The 12,398-nt window shown below is 72.6% G+C and carries 7 protein-coding genes; all 7 read left to right on the top strand.

Annotated elements, in window-relative coordinates:
- The 7 genes from eccB to OHA72_RS37070 all read left to right on the top strand — a co-directional run bounded on the left by eccB (position 1) and on the right by OHA72_RS37070 (position 5,295).
- On the top strand, positions 1 to 1,404 hold the full coding sequence (eccB, locus tag OHA72_RS37040; protein ID WP_327000711.1) for a type VII secretion protein EccB: 1,404 nt from the start codon (positions 1 to 3) through the stop codon (positions 1,402 to 1,404).
- Positions 1,405 to 1,455: 51 nt separating this feature from the next.
- Complete coding sequence (locus tag OHA72_RS37045; protein WP_327000712.1) at positions 1,456 to 1,791, top strand: hypothetical protein; 336 nt, start codon at positions 1,456 to 1,458, stop codon at positions 1,789 to 1,791.
- A 50-nt stretch (positions 1,792 to 1,841) separates the two neighbouring features.
- The gene (locus OHA72_RS37050; protein ID WP_327000713.1) at positions 1,842 to 2,138 is read left to right on the top strand and encodes a WXG100 family type VII secretion target; all 297 of its coding nucleotides are present in this window, start codon (positions 1,842 to 1,844) and stop codon (positions 2,136 to 2,138) included.
- Positions 2,139 to 2,255: 117 nt separating this feature from the next.
- Positions 2,256 to 2,624 (top strand): hypothetical protein, encoded by a 369-nt coding sequence (locus OHA72_RS37055; protein WP_327000714.1) that lies wholly within the window; start codon positions 2,256 to 2,258, stop codon positions 2,622 to 2,624.
- A gap of 28 nt (positions 2,625 to 2,652) precedes the next feature.
- Entirely contained in the window at positions 2,653 to 4,500 is a 1,848-nt protein-coding gene (locus OHA72_RS37060; protein WP_327000715.1) for a hypothetical protein, read from the top strand.
- A 23-nt stretch (positions 4,501 to 4,523) separates the two neighbouring features.
- A complete protein-coding gene (locus tag OHA72_RS37065) occupies positions 4,524 to 4,961 on the top strand; it encodes a YbaB/EbfC family nucleoid-associated protein (RefSeq protein WP_327000716.1) in 438 nt (145 codons plus the stop codon).
- A complete protein-coding gene (locus OHA72_RS37070) occupies positions 4,954 to 5,295 on the top strand; it encodes a hypothetical protein (protein ID WP_327000717.1) in 342 nt (113 codons plus the stop codon). Before OHA72_RS37065 ends, OHA72_RS37070 begins: the two co-directional genes overlap by 8 nt.
- The last annotated feature ends 7,103 nt before the right edge of the window (positions 5,296 to 12,398 follow it).

A 12,398-nucleotide genomic window follows, 5' to 3' on the forward strand; every position in this document is an offset into this window, starting at 1 on the left:
ATGATGCAGTCCCGGAGCGACCAGATCAAGGCGCAGTCCGCGCTGCACTCCCGGCTGACCTGCGCGCTGGTGGCCGCCGACCCGGACGCGCTGGAGCACCCGCACCGGCGCACCGTCGTCGGTACGGTCGCCGGACTGCTGATCGGGTGCCTCGTGGTCGTCGGGTTCGCGGTCTACGGCTACTTCGTCCCCGGTGGTTCCTCGGCGTGGCGGCAGCCCCGGGTGCTCATCGTCGAGCGGGAGACCGGCTCGCGCTACCTGTACGTCGACGGCGAACTGCGACCGGTGCTCAACTACGCCTCGGCCCGCCTGCTGCTCGGCCCGGCGCCGAAGGTCCAGACCGTCTCCCGCCGGTCGCTCGCCGAGGCCCGGCACGGCCAGCCGATCGGGATCGTCGGCGCACCGGACGCGCTGCCGACCGTGCCGCTGCGGGCGTTGTCGTGGACGCTCTGCGCCGAGCAGACCGTCGACGAGGCGGGCGCCGCACGGACCGGCAACGTGCTGTCCGTGACGGCCGACCGGTCCGGTGCGGCGCTCCCCGCCGACCGGGCGATCGTCGCCACGACCCGGACCGGCACCCATCTCGTCTGGTCCGGCCGCCGGTTCGCGTTGCGCCAGCCGTGGCTCGTGAAGGTGCTCGGGTACGAGGGGCTCGCCGTGGCGGTCACCGCGCCCTGGCTCGACGTGGTGCCCGCCGGTCCGGACGTCGACTCGATCGACGTCACCGGTCGCGGCCAGCCGGGGCCCAACCTGGACGGCCGGCCGTCGCGGTTCGGGCAGGTCTTCGTGGTCCGCAACACCGGCACCACCGAGCGGTACTACCTGCTGCGCGCCGACGGGCTCAGCCCGTTGACCGCGACCGGTGCGGCGATCGTCCTCGGCGACCCGGCCACGGCGGCGGCATACCCGGGGCAGAGCCCGGCGGCGCTGCCGCTGAGCCCGGCGGCACTCGCCACGACGACGACCACGTCCGCGCCGGCGGTCCTGGCGGCGCTGCCGGCACAGCCACCGGCGGTCGCCGCCGTCGCCGGCGGCCAGGTGCCGTGCGTGCGGCTGCCGTCCCCGTCCGGCCCGCCGGAGGCACCCGTCGAGGTCCTGACCACCGCGCCGGACCCGGACGCCCGTCCGGTCAGGCCGGCGCCGGACATGACCGGGCTGCGCGGTGACGTCCGGGTGCGCATCGATGCCGGCGGCGGGGGCCTCGTCACGGTCGCCCGGGCCGGGCAGCCGAGCGGCGCGAGCCTGCACCTGCTCACCGACGCCGGGGTGGGTTATCCGGTGGCCGGCGCCGCGGTGGCGAAGTCGCTCGGCTTCCCGGAGGCCACAGCGGTGGCGGTGCCGTCGGCACTGCTGGAACTGCTGCCGGCCGGGCCGGTGCTGGACCCGGCCCGGGTCCGGGGGTGAGGCCGGCGCGGCCGGCCACCCGATCCGCGAGGGAACTACAGAGGAGGAACCATGCCGGCAACACCCAATCTGGCTTCTGTCACTGACGCCACCACCAGGCTCATCAACCAGTTCAACCAGACCGTCGCCGACCAGCAGCAGGCCCGCGTCGCGGCGGAGAGCTGCGAAGCGGCGCTGACCTCGCACTGGGGCGGTCAGGCGTCCCTGACGTACCGCCAGGCGCTGGGCACCTGGGCGCTGAACCTCGACCAGGTCCGCCAGGCCCTGCTCAAACTGCAGGAGGCGATGAGCCAGTACTCGAGGAACACGGACTACGCCGAGGACAACAACCTCCAGTCGGTGAACGTCGTGTCCCAGCAGGTCGCCGCGTCCGCCTCCTGGACCTGATCCGAGAAGCCCCCGTCGAGAAACCTGATCGGAAAAGAGAGGACGACATCATGGCCGACTACAACGTCAACCCGAACGGTCTGCTCGACACCGCCGACGAGCTGAGCGCCATCCAGAGCAGACTGCGGTCGTCGCTGGACGCGCTGTCGACCGCCGTGGCCAACTTCGAGAACGCGAACAACGGTAACGCGGTCGTCGGTTACCAGGGCGCGCAGACGATGTGGAACGACGCGATGGGCCGGATGGACGCGGCGGTGCTGGCCGCCCAGTCCGCACTGCACAACATCCATGACCAGTACCGGCTCGGCGACAACAAGTCCGCGGCCATGTTCAACGGCCTGGTCTGACCGGACCCGCGTTCCTGATCCGCAGCAGACAGCAGCACCGACCGCGGCTCCGGCGTCCCCGGACGTCGGCCGCGGCCGGGTCGTCGACGCACCACCCGCGAGCACGAGGAGGCCGCCATGGCACCGAGCGACAAGATCGTCATCGATGACGACTTCATTCAGAAAGTCCACGACACGCTCGACACCTGCGCGACCACGCTGGCGGACATGTGGCTCCGTCCGGTGCCGCGCTTCAACAGCGTGAAGGTCGCCGCCGGGGCGGACGGGTACGTCCCGGGAACGGACCTGGAGTCCGTCGTGGCCGCCGCCGGTCTGGACCTCGACAAGTTCTGCAGCGACCTGAAGGACGACCTCGACCTCCAGGTGAAGCGCCTGACACGGATGTTGGAGGTCACCGACGAGATCGAGTCGCTGAACACACAGACCCCGGCGTCGATCATGCAGTTCCTGGAGCGTGACTTCACAGGGCCGGGCACGGGGCTGTGACGGCCGGCGCGCGTGGCGGTGAGCGCTGATGCCGCTGACGGACTGGGACAGTGTCCTCCAGACGATTCTGGGCAACCCCAACGTCGACCGGAAGAAGGTGATCGCGAAACCCTGGCTGAGGCACGGCGGGTTCTGGGACGAGGCAAACCGGTTCTACTCGAACCCCAGCGAGTACCAGAACATCTGGAGCCACCCGGGGTTCAACGAGGCGCACTTCTGGCAGTACCGGGACGTGTCGGGCGAGGGTCACTACGAAGCCTGGATCACCAGGGTACTGGTGGACTACTACGCCAACGGCAGTGAGAACGACTATCAGACGTACTGGAACAACAGCAACAAGGCGATCTATGACTGGCCGATCGTCAACCTCGACAAGCTGACGTTCGACACCGCCTACGGGGCGTTCAAGCGGGCCGAGGAGTGGCTCACGGCGAACGTGGCCATCATGGACAAGCTGATCGCCGAGGTGGACACCGAGTCCTCGGGGTTCAAGGGATCGGCGGGCGAGGCGTTCACCATCGTCCTGCGCAACATCCGCGAGTTCATGACCAGCGCGCAGGCCGACATGACGGTCGGCACGAGCACCTGGTCGGCCCTGCTCGCCGACAACTCCGCCGCGATCGTGACCTTCACCAACGCGCTGCGAACCGCGTTCGCCGCCTACAACACCGGTGGAGGTGAGGGGAGCAGGTACGGCGACCCTCGCAAGATCATCATGGACATACTGCGGCAGGTCAAGGAGGCCGTCGACGCCTTCGGGCTCGCCGCGGTGACGGAACAGCTGTCATGGACGGTCACCGTTCAAGCCGCCAACCTGCCGGCGGTAACGGTCGACATCAGCAAGGCCGAAGGATGGACCGCGCTGGACACCCTGGCGAAGAACGCCTGGATCGCGACGCTCAGCGAGTATCTCGACAAGCCGATGACCGATGCCACCACCGCGCTGGAGAACAGTTTCACGGCCACCCGCGTCCCGTTGACCACGGGCCTGACGCCACCGCTGCTCTACGGCATGACCACGCCCACCCCGGGCCCCAACGGCGGTTCCGGCGGCGGCAACCAGGGTCCGGGTGGGAACCTTCCGGGTGCGGACGGCTCAGGTCTGCCGGACTCCGGGAGCGGCTCAGGTCTGCCGGACTCCGGCGGCGGGTCGGGACTGCCGGAGTCCGGCGGCGGGTCGGGCCTGCCGGACTTCGGCGGCGGGTCGGGCCTGTCCGACTTCGGCGGCGGGTCGGGACTGCCGGACTTCGGGAGCGGCTCAGGTCTCCCGGACCTCGGCAGCGGGTCGGGCCTGCCGGACCTCGGCGGCGGGCCGGGTGTGTCACCGCTCATCCCGCCGTTCGGGTCGATCCCCGTGTCCACGGTCCCCGGAAGCTACGGCAGGGGCCCGTTGGCCGGGGGCGGCGGATCCGGGGGCAGGTCCGACGACGACTCGGGTCTGCTGTCCTCGCTGCTCCCGACCGCGATCGACGGCCAGGACATCGGCACGCTCGGCGGCGCGCCCGCGCCGGCCGCGGGCGGCGGCGGGGCGATCGGCACGCTCGGTGTGCTCGGCGCAGACGGTGCGATGCCGCCCGGCGGCGGGTTCGCCGCCGGCACCGGCACCGGTATGGGCGGCATGCCGTTCATGCCGATGGGCGGCATGGGTGGCATGGGAGCTGGCGGCCAGTCGAAGGAGCGCGAGCGCACGACCTGGCTGGCCGAGGATGAAGACGTCTGGGGCACCGACCCGGACTGCACGCCGGCCGTGATCGGCCGCGACGACACCGCCGACACCGATGCCGGCAGCGTCACCCAGCGGGTGCCCGTCGCGCCGTACAGCCCGAACGGACCCAGACCCGGCACGACCCGCACCACCCGCCGTGGTGGCGGCTGACCCGTGGAGGAGCTCGAGCGAGTATGACGATCCCACTGCACAACCAGGTCGAGCAGGCGATGGCACGGCTCCGGGCCACCCAGGACGCGTTGGGTGCCGCCCAGCGCGAACTGGCCGGGACGACGACAAGCAGCACGGCCCGCAACCGGTCGGTGACCGTCACGGTCGACGGCCACGGCGAGATCTCGGCGATCACGTTCCCCACCGGGGCGTACCGGTCGATGGCACCGGCCGAGCTGGGTGACCTGCTGGTGGAGACGATCCGCGAGGCACGGCGGACCGCGTCGGCGACGGCGGTGTCGCTCTTCACGCCACTGATGCCGGCCGGGAGCAGGCTCGGCGGGCTCCTCGACGGCGAACTCGACCTGGACGGCATGATCGCCGAGGCCATCAAGGTGGCGACCGCCCCGCTGCCCGGCGAGCAGTCCGGGCCGGCCGACCGGGACGGGCGCCATGCCTGACGGCGTGATCGCGGCGAGCACCGCGGACATGCGGGCCAAGGTCCCGGAACTGGGCCAGGCGTCGACGATCGCGTCCCGCATCGGCAGCACGCTCAACGGTGCGCTGGCGTCGAACGAGCCGCTCGCGGAGTGGACCCATGACGAGGTGACCGCGCAGTACCTGCCCGTACACCAGCAGATCAAGCAGTTCGTGGGTCAGGTCTTCGAGCTGCTGCCCGACGCGGTCGGCGGCGACCAGGAGCGCACCCGTGCGCTCATCGACCTGCTGGAACAGGCCGAGGAGAACAGCACCGAGGACGCCGAGCAGGCGATGTCGCTGATCGTGCACACGTAGCGCCAACCGTCGCAAGGGGTGAGTCCGGTAGCGATCCAACCGTCACGCGAGGTCGCCGAGTTCCTCAAATGGGTCAGCGGCGAGGAGGTGCCGGGCCTCAACGAGGACCGGCTCTTCGCCGTGGCCCAGGCGTACCGTGACGCCGCTGCCGGGCTCACCGACGAACTCGCCCCGGTCGTCGTGGCGGCGGTCAACGGCATCCGGGCGAACTTCAGCGGCGCGGGCGAGCGGGCGTACGCCGCGTCGATGGCGAAGTTCGTCAGCGAGGAGCCGCGCTACCTCTACGTGGCGGCGGAGGAGCTGACCAAAGCGGCGACCGCCGCTCGCAAGACCGCGTTGCAGGTCCAGTACGTCAAGCTGATCATCATCCTGACCATCATCGAGCTGATGATCGAGTTCGCGATCGCGCTCGTGATGGCGTTCATCAATCCAACGTTCCTGACCTGGTTCGCGGCGCGGTCCGCGATCGTCCGGTTCCTCGTCGAGACGGTCATCGGCCGGCTGATCCGCGCCGTGGTGACGAACATGGCCCTGGGCATCGCCTTCCAGATCGCGATGGACTTCCTCGCCCAGCGCATCCAGATCGACATCCTGCACACCCGCAACTCCGACGAGTGGGACTGGGACCTGACCAGGCAGTCGGTGGAGGTCGGCGCGCTCGGCGGCGCGGTCTCCCTGATCAGCGGCGGGATCGGCGGTGCCGTCGTGAAGAAGCTGCTCAACCGCCCGCCCAAGGGCCCGACCGGCAGGAACGGCGCCGGCACGGTGTCCGACCCGCCGAAGTCGACACCGAAGCCGACGCCGAAGGGTGCGGACGGGGGCAACCAACCGTTCGTCGAACTCCTGACCCGGCGCGGGATGAGTGAGCGCACCGCAAAGCGGGTCACCGCCGGGCTCGACATCCTCAACGAAGGCGCCGTCGAGTGGTTCACCGAGTTCCTCTACGGCGGCCTCACCGGCCAGGGCTGGGAGGCGCATCCGTTCGCGTTGACCTCCGGGCTCATCTCGGGGGTCGTGGAACAGGTGGGGCACAAGGGCGGCAGGTCGCTGGGCGCGTCGTATCCGGAGTTCCGGCAGGAGGTCCGCAGGGCGCTGTCGCTGGATCCGCACACCGGTGCGTATGCCGGCTCGCGGGACCAGCTGCCGAGCTACGACGAATCGTTGGATTCGCCGGCGTACGACGACGTGGACAAGCCGCCGGCGTACGGCGACGCGGTCGGTGACCCGGCGTCGTCGCCGGACGGGCCGGGCACGTCGACGGATCCGGTGCCGTCGGCGGTGGACCAGTCGGGGCTGGTCACGCCTGCCGGGACACCGGTGCCGGGCAGTGGCCTGGACCTGGCGTCGGCCACGTCCGGACAAGACACCGGCCAGGGCAGCGGGTCGGGCACCGGCCAAGGCGCCGGGCAGGCCACCGGCCTGGGCAACGGGCAAGATCCCGGCCAAGGCACTGGGCAGGCCACCGGCCCGGGCAACGGGCAAGACCCCGGCCAAGGCACTGGGCAAGGCACTGGGCAAGGCACTGGGCAGGGCGCCATGTCCGCGTCGGCGCACAGCGGGGCCGATGCGGCCGCGCTCGCCGCCGGCGACACATCGGACACGCCGACGTCGTCCGTGGGCGAACAATCGCAACCTCTCCCTTCCGAGTCGCCGGCACCCCAGTCCACGTCGCCGCATGCCGGGGCGGACGTGTCGTCGTCGCCGGACAGCGGGAGCGTCACCGGATCCGGGTCGCACCCGGGGCACGGCCAGTCCGACGGCGCGAGGTCCGACGGCGTGGCAACGGGAGGGATCACCGCGACCGGATCGGTGGTCCTCCCGGTGCCGAGGTTCGACGACGATCTCGGCAAGGGCTGGCGGAAGGTCGGGCGGGCCACGGTGATCCCGGCCGAGCGGCCGGGGGAGTCGCCGGAGCGGGCGCAGGCGCGGTGGGCAGCGGAAGTCGAGGCCGCGAAAGCGATGTCGGCCATGGACCCTGACACCGTCGCGGTGTTCGTCCACTCGGCCCATCAGGGGTTCGCGGTCCGTGACGAGGTGCTGAACCCGACCGAGTTCGCCAACTGGCTCGTGCGCAACGGGGTGGTGCACGGCGAACGGCGGGTGGTCCTCGTCTCGTGCCGGGCCCTTGCCGACGACACGGGCTTCTTCACCTCGATGGAGGTCGCCCCGGCGCCGAGGTCGTTGGCCGTCCAGGTGACCGCCGAGCTGTCCAAGCACGGTGTCACCACGGTCGTGGCGGCGGACGAACGGGTGTTCTCGCTGCCGGGCGACCGCCCGACCCTGTTCAGCTTCGCCCCCGTCGGCTTCGATCGCGACGGGCGGCCGGTCCTGCGCGGCGCGCGGCCGGGCCTGTGGAAGGAGCTCGCGGTCCGTTTCCGGACGACCGATGACGGCTCCACCACCGTTCCCGGGACCAAGCAGGACGATGCCGTCGAGGTCGCCGAGACGCCGCTGCCGGCCGATGATCCACTGGCGCGGGTCCTGGTCGGCGGGGTTCCGCCCGAGGGTACGGATCTGACCTTGGTGATCGAGTGGGGTTCGTCGGACACTGTCGCGACGGCGACCGGCTCCTCCTCGGTCCTCGCCCCCGACTCCGGCGCCGACCAGGCGAGCACTGCGTGGCGGCAGGAGGTGCGGCAGCGGATCGACCGGGCACAAGCGATCTTCGGGCGGCTTGCGGATCCGGATGATGCGCGGCTGCGGGACCTGCAGGTGCGCTTCGGGCTGTGGAACCTCGAGGCGCACAATCTCGGGGCGCTCGGGCCGGAGCATCGAGCGTTGCTCGGGCTCACCGGAGGGGCGGACAGCCGCACCGACGAGCTCCGCCAGGTCTTCGACCAGATCATCGACGAGATCCAGGTCCTGGCGCCGGACGCCGTCAACGTCCCCCAGCCGGTGCCTCAGCCGGTGCCTCAGCCGGTTCCCCAACCGCAGCCTCAGCCGGTGCCCCCACCGCAGCCTCAGCCGGCCGTCGTCGCCGACGCGGTCGTCGTCGCGGCGGTGCGGATGGTGGCGGCCGGTCCCCGGCGGTCCGGCGGGCGCCGCTGGCAGATCCAGCACACCGTCGGCACGACCGGCACGGTCACGTTCCGGGCCGGACGGGGCCGGGTCGACGTGGTCGTGGACCGCTCGACCGCGGTGGACGCGCCGGTGGCGGTCACGCTGGTCGGCGCGGACGGCCGGCAGCCGACGCTGCGGGTGCCGCCGACCGCGACGGCGGACGAGATCGCGGTGGCGCTGGTGCGGCTCGGCACCGAGTTCGCACGGGGCGGCGGCGTCCTGGCCGCGCGTCTGGGTCGCACGGTCGTCCACCGCCGCCACCGGTTCGGCGCCGGCACCCGCCCGCGGTTCTTCAGCCGCACCGACCACGCCCGGCTGGCCGGGCTCGCGCACAGTCTGCACCGCCTCGCCCAGCCCGCCGATCCGGCCGTGAGCCTGCAGGAAAACGAACAGGCCAGGGAACGGGCGGCCATGCAGTTGCTCACCGTGCTGGCCGACCTCGGTGTACTGCGCGACCAGCACGGCGGCGTCCAGCGGGCCCGGGCACTCAACCGGCGGCTCGGCCGGCTGCACCCGGACGTCACCGCCCTGCTGCTGGCCAGGCTCTTCGACACCCGGATGAGGGCGGACGACAAGGACGCGCTGGCGGCGGTCGCCAGGGCGGCGGGCCTGTACCAGTACCACTCACCGCACGTGCTGCGGGGCGCGGAGCTGCGGACCGACGCGGGCGGCTCGGCCACGCTCCGGCTGGCGGGTACACCACCGCACGGCCAGGCGTTGACCGACAACCACATCACGACCTACCCGGTAAGGGTGGTCTCCACGGCGGCCGTCGGCGTCGCCGGCCCGCACGTGGTGGACCGGCCGGCGGTATGGATCGACCGCACCGGCGCCGAGGTGGAGGTGCGGGTACGCCGCGACGCGAGCGACGCGGCGATCGAGGCCGGGCTCGCGGGCGTGATCGCCGAGCTGACGAGCGGCCAGGCAGAGGTCGGGCTCGCCGAGCAGCACCGCACCACGCTGCGGATCTTCCAGCAGCGCAGTGCCTTCTCCCGCAACGGCAGCGCCATCGGCCGCTGGTTCCTCGGCCGGAGCCGGCACACCGTCACGGCCGGCGCGGCGACCCGGATGGCGATCAGAAGCCGTGCCGCGATGCGGGCACAGACCCTCGACGAGCGGGTGATCGCCCAGGCCCTGGCCCGGGCCGAGCAACGGCTGCGGGACCGGACCGAGGCACCGGACGACTCCCCGCTGCAGGCGCCCGCGCGGGCGTTGTCGGATCAGGCCCCCTTCGGGCTGCACCTCGTCCGGCGTGGTGTCGGCGCGAGCATGGCGGCCGTGTACACGCTGGTGACGAGCGCCCTGGCCAACCGGGCACCGGAGCTGACACTCGGCAGCGTGGGCGCGACCGTGGCCCAGAACGTCACCCAGGCGGTGTCCGACGCCGCGTCCAACGCGTTGACCACCGCCGGTCCCGCCAGGTCGGTGCTGACCGGTCCCGGGGTCAGCCGGCGGCGCAAGCCGTTGGCGCGGACCGATCGCGGCTACGGCACCCCACAGCTGGTGAAGCGGATGCCGGCCGGGATGGCGGCGTCGATGGCCAACGGTGTGGTGCTCGGCCTGGTGGCGGGCTCCGCGCCGGTGCCCGTCGCCGCCACGACAGGTCTGCTACCCGGGTCGAAGGCGCTGGTCGGCGCGGCCATCACCGTCGGTGCCAACCTCGCGCAGTCCTTCGCCGACTACATCTACGACCGGCCCGAGGCCGAGGCGAAGAACCTGCGCAAGCACCTGGAGAAGCTCAGCCCCGACCACCTGCGCAACGTCGGCGTCGCCAGCATGTACTACCGGCTGCGTGAGCTGGTCGCCCGGATCGGGAACCACCGGCCGCTCGCCCCCGGGCTCAGTGCCGACCTGACCGCCGCCCGGGACAGCCTGAGAGCCCTGGAGACCAGACTCCGGCTGCAGGTCGACGCGCAGATCGCCGACATGACGGCGCGCCGGCAGCCGGTGCGACTGCCGGCGCAGGCAGGCGCCGTCACCATGACCTTCGACCCGGCGGCGCGCGGCGTCCCGGTCGGGGCGCCGCTGGCGTGGCACAACGCGCTGCGGGTGGGCAGTCAGCAGGCGGCGTCGGGGGTGCCGTCGCTGGCGCTCAGCATCATCGGTCAATCCGCGGTCGAGCTGGCCACGGCCAACATCGCCGCCGCCGCGGCATACGGGCTCACGTACGGCGCCGGCTGGAGTCTGCTCAAGCCGCACGAGTTCGCCGACGCGGCCGCGGTCGCCGCCTGGGACGCCCTGTACCAGACGCGGTGGTCGATCGAGACAATCGGATACCTGCTCGGTGAGACGGCCGACCCGCCCGCGGACCGGCTCGACCGGCCCGAACCGGACGGATGGGGAGGCCTGCGGCAACTGGGTATGTACCGCACGGCCGACATCCTGACCCAGCAGCGGGCGAACCGGGCCCTGGACCGGCCCAAGGAGGTCTCCGCCTGGCTGCAGACGTTCTACAAGCACATCCCGGCCGGGACCGCCAAACTCGCGGTCGGTGGGGCCCTGGTCGCGGCGACCGGGCTGACCGGACCGGTCGCCGCCGCCGTCCTGGCGGGCGGTGTCGCCGTCTCCGCCGGCCTCGCGATCGGGGAGAACGCGCTGCGGGTGGCCTCCGCGACGTACGCCCAGACCGCTGCCGCCGCGGCGGCCGGCGCCGAGGCCGCCGCGCTGACCGACACGACGGACCAGTTCGCCACCACCATCAAGGAGCTGGCGGCAGAGGCCCGGGGATATCAGGACACGATCCTGGCGGTGCCGGTGCCGGCCCCCCGCACGTGGGCGGAGTACTTCGCCGCCGAACGGGCGAAGGCCCGCCGGGCCGTCCACCGGCTCGGCGACCGGCTCGCCACAACCGCCTGGCAGGGCCTGCCCCAGGCGCTGTCCCGCGGACCGGCGCCGGCCGGTCCGGTCTGGCTGACCGGCGCCGATCTGGCCGACGTCGACCGGCTGCATGAGCTGGTCACCGACTACGACGCCGCGACCCACCCGGACCACAACGCGCACCCGTTCCACCTGACCGCCGTCGACCCGGCCCGTCCCGACGCCGATCCGTTCTCCGACGACATCCTGGTCCTGCTCGACAACCTCGGCCTGCGGACCCAGCAACCCGGCGCAGCCGTGCGCTGGCAGGCCGTCGTGGACGCGGTGCGGCAGCGCCACGGCGTCGACCTCGAGGCGCACCCGCGGGTCACCGCCCTGCGCGGCGTCACGTACGACCGGCTCGCTCACGCGCCGGTGGCCGGCACCCTGTCGGCGACACTCGCCGCGCACCGTGACGCCGACGCGCTCACCGACACCCTCTGGCAGGCGGTGACGCACTCGGCCCTGCAGGCCCCCGGGTACACGTTCGACATCCGACCGGGAGGCCGGGTCACCGTCCACGCGCCCACCGGCCGCCGGCACACGATCGTGGTGGCCGGCGGGCCGGTGGGGAGCCGGTCGGCCGCCGAGCTGGTGCTCGCCGGCAACGGTGCCGGTCGCCGGCCGCCGCACCACGTCACGGTCCCCGCCGGCACGCTCACCGATCCCGGGCGGCTCGCCATCACGCTGAACTGGGCGGTCGAGCAGGTCCGGTCGGCGCGGCACCCGGCCGCCCTGGTCGGGTCGGCCGGGTCGGCGCCGTTCCCGGACCTGCACGTGCAGCCGCAGCTCACCGGCTACCAGGCCGACCTGGCGCGGGGGTTCCGGGCGGTGGGCTCGGGGGTCGTGATCCCGCGATCGGGCGAGACGCCGGCCGACTGGGCGGCGAGGGTCGCCGCGGCGCAGGCATTCCCGGCTGACCCGGGCGTGTTCGTGGTCCACGCGCACATGACCCCGGCCGGTGTCGCGGTCGGCGCCCACACGCTGGATCCGGCCCGGTTCGCGAACTGGCTCCGCGGACCCGGCCGGCTGACCGGCCAGGGCCGGATGCTGCTGGTCGGCTGCTCGGCCGGCACGGGCGACGGACAGTCCTACGCGGCCGGCCTCACCCGCGCGTCGGGCATCCCGGTCGTCGCACCGACCGGGGACGCGTGGTCCGGGCAGGGCCAGGTGTACTCGTTCACGCT

It is taken from the genome of Dactylosporangium sp. NBC_01737 (assembly GCF_035963215.1).
GTDB lineage: Bacteria > Actinomycetota > Actinomycetes > Mycobacteriales > Micromonosporaceae > Dactylosporangium.